Raw genomic sequence first — 14,670 nt, forward strand, 5'->3', positions numbered from 1 at the left:
CCACGCGTGGGAACGATCAGTATCGAGTCAAGGCTTGAGCGCTTTCTTCGGATAAATGTCATACCGGCTGGACTTGCCGTCCAGCGCATGGCTCGGCTTCGGCCCATCGATGCACGGCGCCTTGCGCGGGCGTTTGACCACCACCCGGTGACTGGCCAGGGCCAACGCCGCTTCGAGCAGGGCCGGCGCATCCGGATCATCGCCGACCAGCGGCCGGAACAGACGCATTTCCTTCTTCACCAACGCGGTTTTCTCACGATGGGGAAACATCGGGTCGAGGTAGATCACCTGCGGCGGCTCGCCTTCCCAGTTGCGCATCACCTCGATCGAATTGCCCTTGAGCAAACGCATCCGCGCCACGATCGGCGCCACGTCGAAGTCTTCCGCGCCGCGTGCCAGGCCATCTTCAAGCAAGGCGCCGATCAGCGGCTGGCGCTCGATCAGGCTCATCTCGCAGCCCAGGCTGGCCAACACGAACGCGTCCTTGCCCAACCCGGCCGTGGCGTCCAGCACCCGTGGCCGCACGCCCTGGGCGATGCCGACCGCCTTGGCGATCATCTGACCGCTGCCGCCGCCGTACAATCGACGATGGGCCGCGCCACCCTCGACGAAGTCGACCCGCACCGGCCCCGGTGCATCCGGCCCCAGTTGTTGCAGCTGCAAACCCTGCTCGCCCACCTGCAAGGCAAACTCGCCGTCATCCACCTGCAACGGCAAACCCAGGCGCTCGGCCCATTGCTCGGCCTGTGGCTGGAACGTCGCGCCCAAGGCCTCGACATGGATGCGGCAGGCCGCAGGTTGCTCAATCATGGGAAAACACGCTCAAAAAATTAATGATCGGCAAAAACGGCCGATAACCAAACTATCGAGCATTTTGCCAGAGCTGAGCGTCGACCGAGAAAAATGTCAGGCATTCAACGCACATCGATAGGTTACATCTCGCCCCACGGCGATTTTGGCCTGCGAAATTCCCAAGCACTGAGCGGCGTCAGTCACCTGTGGCAGGATTTTTTTGCCCAGGCCCTGGCCGATCAGTCGGGCGATGTGGTGCCGGCGTCGCTCAACTTTCCGCCGGTCGATCTCGACAGCCCGGTCGAACCGACCGTCGGCAGCGAGCTGCTGGCGCACATCATTTCCCAGCGCGAATGTGATGTGAAAGAAACCGAGGTCCGCCCGCCGGAACCATTGTTTCTGCCAATTGCCGAGTTCGAAATGGACCTGGCCGACAAACCATTCCCGCCGTTCCCGCCGGAAGAAATCGTCGCGCAACAGAAACAGCAGGATTTCGAAAGCGGCTGGGTTCGCCCGATCGTGCTCACTGCCGGTCAACCACTGCCCGAGCCTGGTGCCGCGCCGCAACCGCGTCCGCTGCACTTGCCGATCGCCGAGTTCGAACTCGACCTGCTGGACAAACCGTTCCCGCCGTTCTCACCGCAAGAGTTGGTGGAACAACAGAAACAACTCGATTTCGATAACGGCTGGGCGCGCCCGATCGTTCTGCAGAACCTGCGCATCGCCGCATAACCCCTCAGCGGCCCAGCCATCACGGCCCGACCTCGTCAGCCTTTGAAGAATTGATTGGCCTTCTGGAACGGCATCGACCGGGAAGTGAAGCCGAAGGTCCCGTGCTGCTGGATTTCCTCGGCCGCGCGCAAGAACTCGCCATACGCTGCCAAAGCCAGGGCCGAACCGACGCTGACGCGCTTGACGCCCATTTCGCTCAACTGCGCAACCGTCAGCTTGAGCCCGCCCGACATCAACACATTCACCGGTTTCGGTGCCACGGCACGAACCACCGCCAAGACCTCTTCGGCACTGCGCAGGCCTGGCGCATAAAGCACGTCCGCGCCGGCCTCGGCGAATGCCTGCAAGCGGCGAATGGTGTCGTCCAGATCAGGATTGCCGTGCAAAAAGTTCTCGGCACGGGCCGTCAGCGTGAAGGGGAACGGCAAGCTGCGAGCCGCAGCGACAGCCGCTTCGATACGCGCCACCGCATGTTCGAAGCAGTAGATCGGACCGTCCTCACGCCCTGTGGCATCTTCGATCGAACCGCCGACGGCACCGGCCTGGGCGGCCCGCAAAATACTTTGCGCGCACTCGGCGGGGTCATCAGCGAAACCGTTTTCCAGATCGACCGCGACTGGCAGGTCGGTCGCCGCGACAATCGCCCGAACGTTCGCCAGGGTATCGTCGAGCGTCAGCCCACCATCGGGGCGGCCCTGGGAAAAGGCATAACCGGCGCTGGTGGTTGCCAGTGCCTCGAAGCCAAGGCTGGCGAGCATTTTCGCCGAGCCGGCGTCCCAGGGGTTGGGAATGACAAAAGTGCCCTCGCGTTCGTGCAGTGCTTTGAACGCCTGGGCTCGAAGGGTTTGCGCATCCATTGGCAGGCTCCTGAAAAAGGGAAAACCCGCTTCAGAGCAAACCAAGTTGCTCGGCGGCGGGTTCTCTGTATAGCTCAGGCAGCGGCGGCAAGCCAGGCAAACGCAGCATCAGTTGTGCGTGAAAACGTTGAGCCAGTTTTGCCGCCAGCAGGTTATCGGCGGTGTGCAGGAAGATATATGGCGTGCGGCCCTCTTCGATCCAGACGGCGATTTTCTCGACCCATGGCACCAGGAACGGATCGTTGGCTTCCAGCTCCGGATGGCCAATGAAACGCACCTGCGGAAACTGAGTGAACGCCGCGGGGCGAGGCGGCACCCTGGGCTTTTTCGATTGGGCGTGGAGTACCGAAGGGTCGGTCGAGGTGCAGCTGAACAGCGCTCGCGGATCGAGGCAGATGCGCTCGACGCCACGATCCAGCAGCAGACGATTGAGCATTCGCTCGGCATCGCCCTTGGCAAAGAACTCGTCATGCCGCACTTCGACCGCCAAGGGCCGGTCCACCGCATCAATAAAACCGGCCAGCTCCGACAGTCGTTGCGGGGTGAAGCTTTTGGACAATTGCAGCCACAATGGCGAAACCCGTGCCCCCAGAGGGCTGAGCAATTGCAGGAAAGTTTCTGTGGCGGTCAATTGTTCGCGCAGGTCACCGCTGTGGCTGATGTCGCCGGGGAATTTGGCGGTGAAGCGAAAGTGTTCGGGCATGGTCTCGGCCCAGCGCTGCACGGTGGCGGCAGCCGGGCTCGCGTAGAAGGTCGTATTGCCTTCCACGGCGTTGAACACTTGAGAATAAAGATCAAGAAACTCGGCGGGCCTGGCGTCCTGTGGATACAAGTAGTCACGCCAGGCGTTTTCGCTCCAGGATGGGCAGCCGAGGTAATAAGGCAGCATCAGATGTACAGGTCGAGACCCAGCACATCCGCATCCCAGTCGACAAAAGTGGCAGTGCTCAGGTAACTGGCCAGTGCCATCGCCACGCTTTTACTCATGGCGCGGTGATAAATCATGTCTTGTTGACGCGCGGGAAGATTGCTCAGGCGTTGCGCGGAGGCTTTAGCGGCGCGGGCGGCCAATTGCTCTTCGGTAGGGAATTCCAGCTCGCCGTCGATATCGACGGAGTCATCCTCGGACACATGGCCTTTACGAGGCTTGCGCTTGATCGGGTAGGACTGGGAGGAAACGCCGTCTATACGCATAAGTGCATGCTCGGTATCGATGATGGCAGTTTAGTGGCGCATTACCCACTTCGCAAACCGCCGAGTGATAACTAGAACACAGAAAAGCGAAAAGGTTTAAAAGCGGCGGGCAGAAACTGACAATTTGCCAAAGATGAAATGCTGATTGTGGCGAGGGGGCTTGTCGGAACGCCGCACCGCCCCGTTCGGCTGCGAAGCAGTCGCAAAACCAGCCAATGCGGTGTGTCAGGGGGCATGCGGTTGTTGGTTTTGGGGCCGCTTCGCGACCCAACGGGGGCAAGCCCCCTCGCCACAGAAGACCCTGTTGCCACAAAGGCGGCGTGGATTACCGCGCTTTAGGGGTCGCGACTTTATCGCGCAGATACACCGGCTGCGCCTGATCGGCCACGATCGCTTCACCGCGTTCCCAAGCGAAACGCGCCAGGGTCAGCAGATCTTCGGCGTGGGGCAGCATGCTCGCGTCCTGGCCGCTCAGGTTCACTGCAATACGCTCGGCATAACCCCAACCGGTGCCCGCGCCGAACCACTCGCCGCTGGCATCGACCGGCAACGCGGCGGCTTCCGGTGGCAATACCGCTTCCTTGCCCACCAGCCGCATCTCCCCCGCCGTTTCGCGGTAGCAGCCCCAATACACCTCATCCATACGCGCATCGATGGCTGCCGCGACCTGGCTGACGCCGTGTTCGCGATAAGCCCGCTGGGCGAGCACGGCGAGATTGGAGACCGGCAACACCGGACGGTCCAGCGCAAATGCCAGCCCTTGCACCACGCCGATGGCAATCCGCACACCGGTGAACGCGCCCGGCCCACGACCGAACGCAATGGCGTCGACCGCTTGCAGCGTGGTCCCGGCATCGGCCAGCAGTTGCTGAATCATCGGCAACAGCTTCTGCGCATGCAGGCGCGGGATCACCTCGTAATGGCTCGTGACCTTGCCGTCATGCAGCAAGGCAACGGAGCAAGCTTCAGTCGCGGTGTCCAGGGCCAGCAAGGTGCTCATCGATGTATCCGTAAGAGAGGTCAGAAAAAGTGCGCCAGTATAAACAACTACGGCCCGCAAGCGGGCCGTAGAAGATGAAGCCGATCAGACTTTTCAGCTCAGTGCTTCAAGCACCTTGCCGGTAATCGTCTCAACCGAGCCGACACCCGGAATATGGCTGTACTTCGGCTTGCCCTGAGCAGCGGCCAGGCCTTGGTAGAACTCCACCAGAGGTTTGGTCTGGGAGTGGTAGACCGACAGGCGATGACGCACGGTTTCTTCGGTGTCGTCCTTGCGCTGCACCAGCTCTTCACCGGTGATGTCGTCTTTACCGGCGATTTTCGGCGGGTTGTACACGGTGTGGTACACGCGGCCGCTGGCCTCGTGAACGCGACGACCGGCGATACGCTGAACGATCTCTTCGTCATCGACGGCGATTTCGACCACGTTGTCCAGTTCCACGCCAGCTTCTACCAACGCTTCAGCTTGCGGAATGGTGCGCGGGAAACCGTCGAACAGGAAACCGTTGGCACAGTCAGGCTGCGCAATACGGTCCTTGACCAAAGCGATGATCAGATCGTCGGAGACCAGACCACCGGCATCCATGATGCTTTTGGCTTTGATGCCCAGCTCGGTGCCGGCTTTTACAGCAGCACGCAGCATGTCACCGGTAGAGATTTGCGGAATGCCGAACTTTTCGGTGATGAACTTAGCCTGAGTACCTTTACCGGCCCCGGGAGCTCCCAGCAGAATGACGCGCATTAGATGTGCTCCTCAATTTTTTATTTAGAATTACTTAAACAAAACAAAGGATTCGCCTCGTAGGGCCAATCTCAAAAAATAGGGTCGTGACCGCCCAAACGGCCAAAGGCTGATCAAGATACACAGCAGGCCCTGCCCACACAAGCCGCCGAAAGTCGGAGAAACCTGCGCAGGACGTGCCCTTTCGAAGGGGTACCCCAAGTCGCAACCCCGTCATTAACTGTCGCCTGACAGACCTTTTCGACCGCTCGCCGGCAGGCACTCGACGCACGCGCCAGGTGCCTGTTCCCTATGACGAAAACCTTAGCCGGTATTTCGCAAACCGGCGGCAATCCCCGCCACAGACACCAGCAACGCCTGTTCTACCGGGCTGCCCTGCGCTTCATCCTGTTGCCGCGAACGGGCCAACAGTTCGGCCTGCAATAGATGTAGCGGGTCGAGGTAGGTGTTGCGCAGGCGGATGAATTCAAGGGTGTCTGGGCTATGTGCCAGTAGCTGGGACTGACCAGTCAGCCCCAGGACCACCGCACAGGCCTGCGACAATAGGTCGCGTAAATGCGCCCCCAAAGGGAGCAGATCCGGCTCGACCAGGCGCTCGTCGTAAGACTGGGCGATATCGGCGTCGGCCTTGGCCAGCACCATTTCCAGCATATCGATGCGGGTGCGGAAGAACGGCCATTGCTCGCGCATCTGCCCCAGCAGCTCCCCTTCGCCGCGCTCCAGCGCCTTGCTCAGCGCCGTTTCCCAGCCGAGCCAGGCCGGCAACATCAGGCGCGTCTGGGTCCAGCCGAAAATCCACGGAATGGCCCGCAGGCTTTCGATGCCGCCGGCGCGGCGCTTGGCCGGGCGGCTGCCCAACGGCAAACGCCCCAACTCCTGCTCTGGGGTGGACTGGCGGAAATACTCGACGAACTGCGGATTTTCCCGCACCACGGCGCGGTAAGCCTTGACCCCATCGGCGGCCAGTTCGTCCATCAAATGGCGCCAGGCAGGCTCGGGAGGTGGTGGCGGCAGCAAGGTCGCTTCCAGCACCGCCGCCAGGTACAGATTGAGGTTTTGCTCGGCGATGTCCGGCAGGCCGAATTTGAAACGAATCATTTCCCCCTGCTCGGTGGTGCGGAAACGCCCTGCCACCGACCCCGGCGGCTGCGACAGAATCGCCGCGTGCGCCGGGCCGCCACCACGGCCCACGGTGCCGCCACGGCCGTGGAACAACAGCAGCTCCACTTGTTGCTCCCGGCAAATATCCACCAGACGCTCCTGCGCCCGATACTGCGCCCAGGCCGCCGCCGTGGTACCGGCGTCCTTGGCCGAGTCCGAATAGCCGATCATCACTTCCTGTGGCCCTTGCAGGCGCGAGCGATAGCCCGGCAGCAGCAACAGCTTTTCGATCACAGGGCCCGCGTTGTCGAGGTCAGCAAGGGTTTCGAACAGCGGCACCACGCGCATCGGCCGCAACACGCCGGACTCCTTGAGCAGCAACTGCACGGCCAGCACATCGGAAGCAGCGCCAGCCATGGAAATCACATACGAGCCGAGGGAAGCCCCTGGTGCCGCAGCGATTTCCCGGCACGTCGCCAGCACTTCGGCGGTGTCGGCAGACGGTTTGAAGTAGGCCGGCAGCAACGGCCGACGATTGTTCAGCTCACGCATCAGGAAGGCGATGCGCTCCTCTTCGCTCCAGTCTTCATAACGGCCAAGACCGAGGTAATCGGTGATTTCGGTCATGGCCGCGGTGTGGCGCGAGGAGTCCTGGCGCACATCGAGGCGCACCAGAAACAGCCCGAACGTCACCGCGCGGCGCAGGCAGTCGAGCAACGGGCCATCGGCGATGACGCCCATGCCGCATTCATGCAGCGAGTGGTAACACAGCTCCAACGGGTCCAGCAGGTCGCGGTTGTTTTGCAGCACATCGGCGGACGCCGGCGTGGTGGCCGTCAGGGAGGCCTGGGCCCAGTTACGGGTTGCGCGCAAGCGTTCACGCAGTTGTTTGAGCACCGCGCGGTAAGGCTCGGCGCTGTCGCCAGCCTTGGCTTTCAGGGCGTCGCTGGCCTGTTGCATCGACAATTCGGCGGCGAGGTGATCGACATCGCGCACATACAAATCGGCAGCCATCCAGCGTGCCAGCAGCAAGACTTCGCGGGTCACAGCGGCGGTGACGTTGGGGTTACCGTCGCGGTCGCCGCCCATCCACGAGGCGAAACGAATCGGTGCGGCCTCCAGCGGCAGGTGCAGGCCAGTAGCGGCATACAGGGCTTGATCGGCCTTGCGCAAATAGTTGGGAATCGCCTGCCACAGCGAATGCTCAATCACCGCAAAGCCCCACTTGGCTTCGTCTACAGGTGTCGGGCGGGTGCGGCGGATTTCTTCGGTGTGCCAGGCTTCGGCGATCAGGCGCTGCAAGGTGGTCTTGATCTGCTCGCGCTCGGCGGTGGTCAGGTCGCGATGATCCAGGGCCGCCAGTTGCGCGGCGATCGCGTCGTATTTCTGGATCAGTGTGCGTCGCGCCACTTCGGTGGGGTGCGCCGTCAATACCAGCTCGATGTCCACCCGCCCCAATTGCCGGGCCAGGGATTCGGCGTCATGGCCGGCAGTCAGCAGGCGAGCGAGCAGTTCCGGCAACACCCGGGCCTCGAACGGCGCGGGTTGTGACTCTTCGCGGCGGTGAATCAGCTGATATTGCTCGGCGATATTGGCCAGGTTGAGGAACTGGTTGAACGCCCGCGCCACCGGCAGCAATTCGTCCTCGCTCAACTGGTTGAGGCTGGCGCTGAGTTCGGCATCCATCGAACCGCGACGGTCGGCCTTGGCGCCTTTGCGGATTTGCTCGATCTTGTCGATAAAGCCATCCCCGTACTGCTCACGAATGGTGTTGCCCAACAGCTCACCCAACAGGTGAACGTCCTCGCGCAAGCGTGCATCAATATCGGTCATCAGCAGTTCTCCAGCGAAAATCCGGGCGGCTATGCTTTGATAATAGAGAGTGCCGTTGTAAAGCGGTTCTTACAAGTAAACCAGGGACTGCAAACCCCGAACGTTGCAGCTAGGCTCAACACCAAGCCGTACAGCGGCTTGCCACCGGCCACCGCCGGACACTCACCCGGCCTGCCATGAGCAGGTGCGTAATGAGGTCATTATGAAAATCCGCGAGCTTGCCAAGCACTGGGAAGAAAACGCCAAGGGTCGCCTGACCGACTCCGGCTACACGATTCGTCTGGACGTGGAAGCCGCCGCACGGCTGGCGGCGATTATCGATATGTACCCCAAAAGGCACCCTGAAGAACTGCTCGGAGAATTGATTGGCGCAGCCCTTGAAGAACTTGAAGAAAGCTTTCCGTATGTGAAAGGGTCAACGGTGGTCGCCACCGATGAAGAAGGCGATCCGCTGTACGAAGACGTCGGTCCAACCCCGCGTTTTCTCGCCTTGTCCCGTCGTCATTTGCACGATTTGTCGACCGATAACGACAAGCCAAAACACTGATTTGCGCGTCTTGTTCCCCTTCCGGAAATACGTATTTCCTGGCCCGTGCAGGGCCGGGAATACCCCTGTGCGCGGCTAAAGTTCCCGATTTAGAGCCTTGTCCATCAGGTCAAAGTTTTTTCGGGCGAAAGGCCATATTCTCTGAACTTTTAAAAAATGCCTCGGGTCAACCCAGTAACCACGCCTGGGATGGCCGTTTCAAAATGCTCTGGAAATCGAAGGTTGCGGCTCCTTGCCCAGGATGGATTCAGATGTATTTCAGGAGTTTTCCAACGGAGTTGAAAACCATGAAGACCAGCACTGCTTCATCCTCGTCCCCCCACCTGCACGGTCTCAAACTGGCGGCCCTGGCCATCGGCAGCAGCCTGGTTCTGGCCGGATGCGCCGGTAACCCGCCCACCGAGCAATACGCCGTGACTCAATCGGCCGTGAACAGTGCCGTCAGCGCCGGGGGCACCGAATTCGCCGCGGTGGAAATGAAGTCCGCTCAGGACAAGCTCAAACAAGCCGAAATCGCCATGCACGACAAAAAGTATGACGAAGCCAAAATGCTCGCCGAACAGGCCGAATGGGACGCCCGAGTGGCAGAACGCAAAGCCCAGGCGATGAAAGCCGAACAGGCTGTAAAGGACTCACAGAAAGGTGTTCAGGAACTGCGTCAGGAAAGTCAGCGCACCGTGCAGTGAGCGCGCATCCCGATTTTCAGGCCTGACACTTTTATCGATAGAAAGGACGAACCGCTATGCGCAAACAACTGATGATACCCGCCCTCCTGGCCGCAAGCATTGCACTGGCTGCCTGCGCCACACCGCCCAACACCAACCTGGAGCAAGCCCGCACCAACTACGCCGGCCTGCAAGCCAACCCGCAAGCCAGCAAAGTCGCGGCACTGGAAACCAAAGACGCCAGCGATTACCTGGACAAGGCCGACAAGGCTTACCAGGACAAGGAAGACCAGAACAAGGTCGACCAACTGGCTTACCTGACCAACCAGCGCGTTGAAGTGGCCAAGCAGACCATCGCCCTGCGCACCGCGGAAAACAACCTGAAAAACGCCGCGGCTCAGCGAGCGCAGGCGCGTCTGGATGCCCGCGACCAGCAGATCAAACAATTGCAGGCCAGCCTCAACGCCAAACAGACCGATCGCGGCACGCTGGTAACGTTCGGTGACGTGCTGTTCGCCACCAACAAGGCCGACCTGAAACCCAGCGGTCTGATGAACATCAACAAACTGGCGCAGTTCCTTCAGGAAAACCCCGACCGTAAAGTGATTGTCGAAGGCTACACCGACAGCACCGGCGCGGCGTCGTACAACCAGTCGCTGTCCGAGCGCCGCGCGACCTCGGTGCAAGTGGCCCTGATCAAGATGGGTGTCGACCCGGCGCGCATCGTGGTCCAGGGTTATGGCAAGGAATACCCGGTGGCCGAAAACACCAGCGTCTCCGGCCGTGCGATGAACCGTCGAGTGGAAGTGACCATTTCCAACGACAACCAGCCGGTGATACCGCGTTCGGCTATCAGCTCGAACTAAGTTTCACCTGCTGAAACACAAAAGCCCCGCCTGATCGGATCAGGCGGGGCTTCTTATTGATCGAACACTTGTCCTGGGGCCAAGCAACCCTGTGGCGAGGGGGCTTGCCCCCGTTCGGCTGCGAAGCGGTCGTGAAACCATCCCACAAGGTGTACCTGACAACACGCGAATGCAGGTTTTAGGGCAGCTTCGCGACCCAACGGGGGCAAGCCCCCTCGCCACAAGGGTTCATCATTGCCAATGGAGGTGGGATTTTACTGTTCGAGTTTTTGCGGGGTTTCCTGGCCCATGCAGCGCACGGCTTTTTTCTTGTTGTTGACCAGTACGCCGGTCAGGCCTTTCTGTTCGGTATCAAACATCACCAGCACGCCATCGATGCACTGCGCCACTTGCGCGGCCGGTTCCAGGGAGATTTTGTAGTCTTCGCCCGGCACGGTCTTGAGCATGGTGAAGTCGCTGAGCAGCAACGCATCCTCTGGTTTGGCGAAGTGCAGGTAGCCGTACCACCACAAGGCTCCGACGGTGCCGAGGATGCTGCAAATACCGGTGATGATCAGCGGGATGGCGTTACGTTCTTCACTCATTGCGGACTCTCTGGTGGTTCATCTTCAGAATTCGGGGGTGCCGGATAATTGGGGATTTCACCCAGGCGACGCAGGCCGTTGAAATGCTGCGGGTCTTCGAGGTAGCGCAGCATGACTTTGCGCCAGACCGGGTCGGCGAAGGTTTGCACATGACCGCCACGGGTCAGTTGCAGCACTCGCGGCGGCGGCGCAGCTTGATACAGTCGGATGCCGTTGGAAAGGGGCACCAGCGGATCATCGATACTGTGATAGATCAGTTTCGGTACACCATTGAGCTGCGTCATGGAACGGATCGCGCTATCGCCATCCGGCACCAGCCAGGACAACGGCACCTGGAACGGCCAGGTCATCCAAGAGGTGCTAAGGGCGAAACGCCCGACATCGCGGTAGCTGGCAGGCACGCCATCGAGCACGAAAGCCTTGAGTTGCCGCTGGCGCTCGGGATGCTGGGCCAGGTAATGCACCGCCATCGAACCGCCAAGGCTCTGACCGAGAAGGATCAACGGCTTGCCCTTGACCTCCGGCGCCTGGTCGAGCCATGTGAAGGCGGCGTCGATGTCCTGATAAATCTCCGGTAACGCCGGCTTACCTTCGGACAATCCGTACCCGCGATAGTCCACCAGCAACACCTGATAGCCCTGCTTCGGCAACCACCAGCTCGCACCCAGATGCCACGCCAGGTTGCCGCCGTTACCGTGCAGGTGCAGCACAGTGCCTTTGACTTCGACGCCTTTTTTCGCCGGCAGCCACCAGCCATGCAGTTTGAGGCCGTCGGCAGTAGTCAGGGTGACGTCGCGATAGTCGAGCTTGGCTTTTTCCGGGGTGAACGGCTGGCCGGGCTCGGGGTAGAACAGCAAAGAGCTGCAACCGCCGAGGGCCAGGAGCAGGCAGAAGATGCCGAGGATTCTCATCCGGTGAAGCCTCAATGTGGGTGATCGTTCCCATGCTCCGCGTGGGAATGCATACCGTGACGCTCTGCGTCACAGTGGACGCGGAGCGTCCATGGCGGCATTCCCACGCAGAGCGTGGGAATGATCTGAATCAAAGGATATTGGAGTAATCCGCTTCGATCCGGTCCAGGCTCAGGTGGTTGAGGAAGTTGGAGAAGCACATCCACGCCGACAACGCGTTCATGTCGCGGAACTGCTCGGGCAGGTACTTGGGCGGCACCACCAGGCCTTCGTCCACCAATTGGCGCAAGGTCCGCATGTCCTCCAGCGTAGTCTTGCCGCAGAACAACAGCGGTATCTGCTCCAGCTTGCCTTTGCGCACGGCCAACTGAATGTAGTTGTAAATCATGATAAAGCCCTTGAGGTAGGACAAGTCTTTGGTAAATGGCAGACCATTGGGCACCGAGCCGCGGAACACCCGACTGGCATTGCCGTAGCTTTCGGCCATTTCAAAGCCCTGAGCCCGGAAGAACTCAAAGATCTGCAAGAAGTCCGCGCCCTCCTCCACCATATGAATGGCGCGGGTGCGGTTGGTGAGTTTGCGCAAGCGGCTCGGGTAGGAGGCGAAGGTGATGATTTCCATCAGGATCGCCAGGCCTTCCTGAGTCACGGTGGACGACGGCGGGCCCTTGGACAGGAACGTACAGATCGGCTGGTTCAGGCCGTTGAGGGTGGTGCCCACATGCACCAGCCCTTCATGGACTTCCAGCGCACGCACGTCGCGATTGTTGAACATCGCGTCGGTGCGGATCTTGATGTAGTCGGCGCCGGCTGCCGCGTCGGCGACGATCCCGTCGGACTCGAACACCCGGATGGTTTCCTCGTTTTCGCCAAACACCTTGTTCAACCGATGTTGCAGCAGGTCGACGGCTTCCTTGGCCGTGAGGACTTTCGGTTCGTCCTTGAGATCGCCACGGCCGTCGATGTTGTTCAGGTAATCGGAGAGCATCAGCCCCAGGTCGGCCAGGGTCGGGTCGCCGGCGTGAAACGCATCGGAGGCCGCGCCGTACAATTCCTGGGAAATCAGCCCGAAATCCTCGGTGCCGCGCGCTTCAAGCATGCGCACCACCATGCGGTATTCCTTGCACATGCGGCGCATGATCTGCCCGACCGGGTTGAACTGGCCGAGTTGCCGAGTGATGTCGCGCTCGATGTTCTGGAATTCCAGCTTCACTTTGCTGGAGTCGAACGACAGCGGTCGATTGAGGTAGTAGTCGCGGTCCACGGCCGGCATTTCCTTGCCCTTGCCCTTGAGGAACCCCTTGCGAATACTGTCATCCCACTTGACCGCATCCAGAATGCGAATCGGCGTTTGCGCCAGCACTATGCGATCGGACAACATGCGTATCGTCTGCTGGTATTCGTCCACCCGAGACTCCTGTAGTAAAGCTGTTACGTGCTGGGTTTATTTGGTTTTGGCCAGGCGCTGATAGCGTACCGCTTCGACGAACACATCGGAATTGGCCGGGTCGTCGAGGTAGGCGAATACCTGATCCAGGCTGTTGTTGATTAACACCCCATCGCCATCTTCAGTCTGAAAGCCTTCGCCACTGAGGGCTTCTTGCCCCATGGCCTGTCTGATCTGCTCAAGGTCGAGGTTGTAGACCACCAGTTCGTGCTTATCGTTGAGCTCGAAACCGGCGATGGTGAAATGCCCGCCGAACTGCGCCGGCACCTTCGCCGACAGGTACCAGCGATTGCCATGGCGCGACACCGTGAAGGGATAGGCTTCGCGCTCATGGGGTTTGGCCTTGAAGTAGCTGACCGCCTGGTAGTGATTGTCGCCGACGCGTGTCAGTTCCAGGTTCATCGGCTCGCCCCAGGCGTTGGTGCTGGCCCATTTGCCGAGCAGCCCTTTGGGCGCGGGCTCGCTGGCGGGCAGCGACTCCTTGAAGGTCACCAGGCAGCCACTGAGCAGCAGGAACGACAAGGCGATCACCACGACACGCCAGGCTTTCATTCAACACTCCCTATCGACACACGATGCCCCCTACTGGCCACTCTCCCACAGGGTTGAGTCCCACAAGGGGTTACACCGACGCCAGCACCAGGTGCATGTAGCGGGTCAGGATGCCGAGCATTTCCTCTTCGGCAACAGGCTCGGCATCGTTGAGCAGGCCCTGATATTCCATCCGTCCGACAATCGCCGTCAACACTTTGGCATCTTGTTGTGGCTCGCGGGATCCCAATACTTCGAAAAGCTGGCAGGTGCCCTGCAAGAGAATTTGCTGATGGGAACGCACCAACAACGCCAGACGCGGGTTAAGCAACGCTTCCTGGCGGAAGGCTTGCTCGGCCATCAAGTGCTCGCGGCGATTGATCAATTGCCGATGAACATAGTCAGCCATCAGCCGTGCGATATCGTCCGCCAGCTGCGAGCGCGACTCGGCGGTGCCATCACCGCTGACAACCATCTCGCGCAACAGGCCTTCGTTGCTGGCCCACAACCGGGCCATGTATGCCGCGCTGCGTTCCACGTATTGGGCAAAGGTATCGGTGAGCAGGTCATCGATGTCCTTGAAGTAGTAAGTGGTGGCCGACAGCGGCACACAGGCCTCGGCGGCCACCGCACGGTGACGCACGGCACGCACGCCATCGCGCACGACAATGCGCATCGCCGCGTCGAGAATGTCCTGTCGACGCTGTTCGCTGCCCTGTCGGCTGGCCTTGCGGCCCTGGTACTGAACACTTTCAGCGACCGCAGTGGCGATATCCGCTGCACCTTCTTGAGCAATTGCACGATTCACGACAGGTATTCCTCTCTAACGTCAAAAGTAACCAATTGATACGTTTGTACCAGACAGGCAA

16 protein-coding genes are annotated in these 14,670 nt (G+C 60.5%); 4 read left to right on the forward strand and 12 right to left on the reverse strand.

Translation table 11 applies throughout. The features are described 5' to 3' along the window. Positions 1 to 27 precede the first annotated feature (27 nt). Complete coding sequence (locus AF70_RS15950; protein ID WP_018926668.1) at positions 28 to 810, reverse strand: class I SAM-dependent methyltransferase; 783 nt, start codon at positions 808 to 810, stop codon at positions 28 to 30. Positions 811 to 903: 93 nt separating this feature from the next. Here AF70_RS15950 and AF70_RS15955 point away from each other — a divergent pair, with 93 nt between their 5' ends. Continuing rightward, positions 904 to 1,524 carry a hypothetical protein gene (locus AF70_RS15955; protein ID WP_019581603.1) on the forward strand — a complete coding sequence of 207 codons (621 nt, stop codon included), beginning with the start codon at positions 904 to 906 and terminating at the stop codon, positions 1,522 to 1,524. A 35-nt stretch (positions 1,525 to 1,559) separates the two neighbouring features. On the opposite strand, the gene AF70_RS15960 is transcribed toward AF70_RS15955, so the two are convergent. The 6 genes from AF70_RS15960 to ppc form a co-directional block, all read right to left on the reverse strand. Beyond that, positions 1,560 to 2,381 (reverse strand): oxaloacetate decarboxylase, encoded by an 822-nt coding sequence (locus AF70_RS15960; protein WP_028939488.1) that lies wholly within the window; start codon positions 2,379 to 2,381, stop codon positions 1,560 to 1,562. Positions 2,382 to 2,412: 31 nt separating this feature from the next. Continuing rightward, entirely contained in the window at positions 2,413 to 3,273 is an 861-nt protein-coding gene (locus tag AF70_RS15965) for a DUF72 domain-containing protein (RefSeq protein ID WP_028939489.1), read from the reverse strand. Further along, positions 3,270 to 3,575, reverse strand: coding sequence for a hypothetical protein (locus AF70_RS15970; protein WP_007940187.1), 306 nt, complete (start codon positions 3,573 to 3,575; stop codon positions 3,270 to 3,272). The genes AF70_RS15965 and AF70_RS15970 overlap by 4 nt, the downstream gene beginning before the upstream one ends. Positions 3,576 to 3,900: 325 nt before the next feature. Further along, the gene (gene tsaB / locus AF70_RS15975; RefSeq protein ID WP_028939490.1) at positions 3,901 to 4,575 is read right to left on the reverse strand and encodes a tRNA (adenosine(37)-N6)-threonylcarbamoyltransferase complex dimerization subunit type 1 TsaB; all 675 of its coding nucleotides are present in this window, start codon (positions 4,573 to 4,575) and stop codon (positions 3,901 to 3,903) included. Between the two features lie 93 nt (positions 4,576 to 4,668). Next, positions 4,669 to 5,316, reverse strand: a complete 648-nt coding sequence (gene adk, locus AF70_RS15980; protein WP_018926674.1) for an adenylate kinase — start codon at positions 5,314 to 5,316, stop codon at positions 4,669 to 4,671. A gap of 303 nt (positions 5,317 to 5,619) precedes the next feature. Further along, on the reverse strand, positions 5,620 to 8,250 hold the full coding sequence (gene ppc / locus AF70_RS15985; RefSeq protein ID WP_028939491.1) for a phosphoenolpyruvate carboxylase: 2,631 nt from the start codon (positions 8,248 to 8,250) through the stop codon (positions 5,620 to 5,622). Positions 8,251 to 8,452: 202 nt separating this feature from the next. On the opposite strand from ppc, the gene AF70_RS15990 reads away from it, so the two are divergent. The 3 genes from AF70_RS15990 (at position 8,453) to AF70_RS16000 (ending at position 10,328) form a co-directional block, all read left to right on the forward strand. After that, on the forward strand, positions 8,453 to 8,797 hold the full coding sequence (locus tag AF70_RS15990) for a hypothetical protein (RefSeq protein WP_019581608.1): 345 nt from the start codon (positions 8,453 to 8,455) through the stop codon (positions 8,795 to 8,797). Between the two features lie 287 nt (positions 8,798 to 9,084). Continuing rightward, positions 9,085 to 9,483 (forward strand): DUF4398 domain-containing protein, encoded by a 399-nt coding sequence (locus tag AF70_RS15995; RefSeq protein ID WP_019581609.1) that lies wholly within the window; start codon positions 9,085 to 9,087, stop codon positions 9,481 to 9,483. Positions 9,484 to 9,539: 56 nt separating this feature from the next. After that, positions 9,540 to 10,328 (forward strand): OmpA family protein, encoded by a 789-nt coding sequence (locus AF70_RS16000; protein ID WP_028939492.1) that lies wholly within the window; start codon positions 9,540 to 9,542, stop codon positions 10,326 to 10,328. A 254-nt stretch (positions 10,329 to 10,582) separates the two neighbouring features. On the opposite strand, the gene AF70_RS16005 is transcribed toward AF70_RS16000, so the two are convergent. From AF70_RS16005 to AF70_RS16025, 5 genes are all read right to left on the reverse strand, one after another. Then, a complete protein-coding gene (locus tag AF70_RS16005) occupies positions 10,583 to 10,912 on the reverse strand; it encodes a hypothetical protein (protein ID WP_007940182.1) in 330 nt (109 codons plus the stop codon). Next, entirely contained in the window at positions 10,909 to 11,823 is a 915-nt protein-coding gene (locus AF70_RS16010; protein WP_028939493.1) for an alpha/beta hydrolase, read from the reverse strand. Before AF70_RS16010 ends, AF70_RS16005 begins: the two co-directional genes overlap by 4 nt. 130 nt (positions 11,824 to 11,953) lie before the next feature. After that, positions 11,954 to 13,204, reverse strand: a complete 1,251-nt coding sequence (locus AF70_RS16015; protein WP_172901247.1) for a flavohemoglobin expression-modulating QEGLA motif protein — start codon at positions 13,202 to 13,204, stop codon at positions 11,954 to 11,956. Between the two features lie 63 nt (positions 13,205 to 13,267). Continuing rightward, complete coding sequence (locus AF70_RS16020; RefSeq protein ID WP_019581611.1) at positions 13,268 to 13,822, reverse strand: hypothetical protein; 555 nt, start codon at positions 13,820 to 13,822, stop codon at positions 13,268 to 13,270. 70 nt (positions 13,823 to 13,892) lie between these two features. Further along, positions 13,893 to 14,609: a TetR/AcrR family transcriptional regulator gene (locus AF70_RS16025; protein ID WP_007940176.1), complete on the reverse strand. Its 717-nt coding sequence runs from the start codon at positions 14,607 to 14,609 to the stop codon at positions 13,893 to 13,895. Positions 14,610 to 14,670 lie beyond the last annotated feature (61 nt).

Source organism: Pseudomonas sp. KD5 (genome assembly GCF_012932895.1).
In the GTDB taxonomy this organism is placed as follows: Bacteria; Pseudomonadota; Gammaproteobacteria; order Pseudomonadales; family Pseudomonadaceae; genus Aquipseudomonas.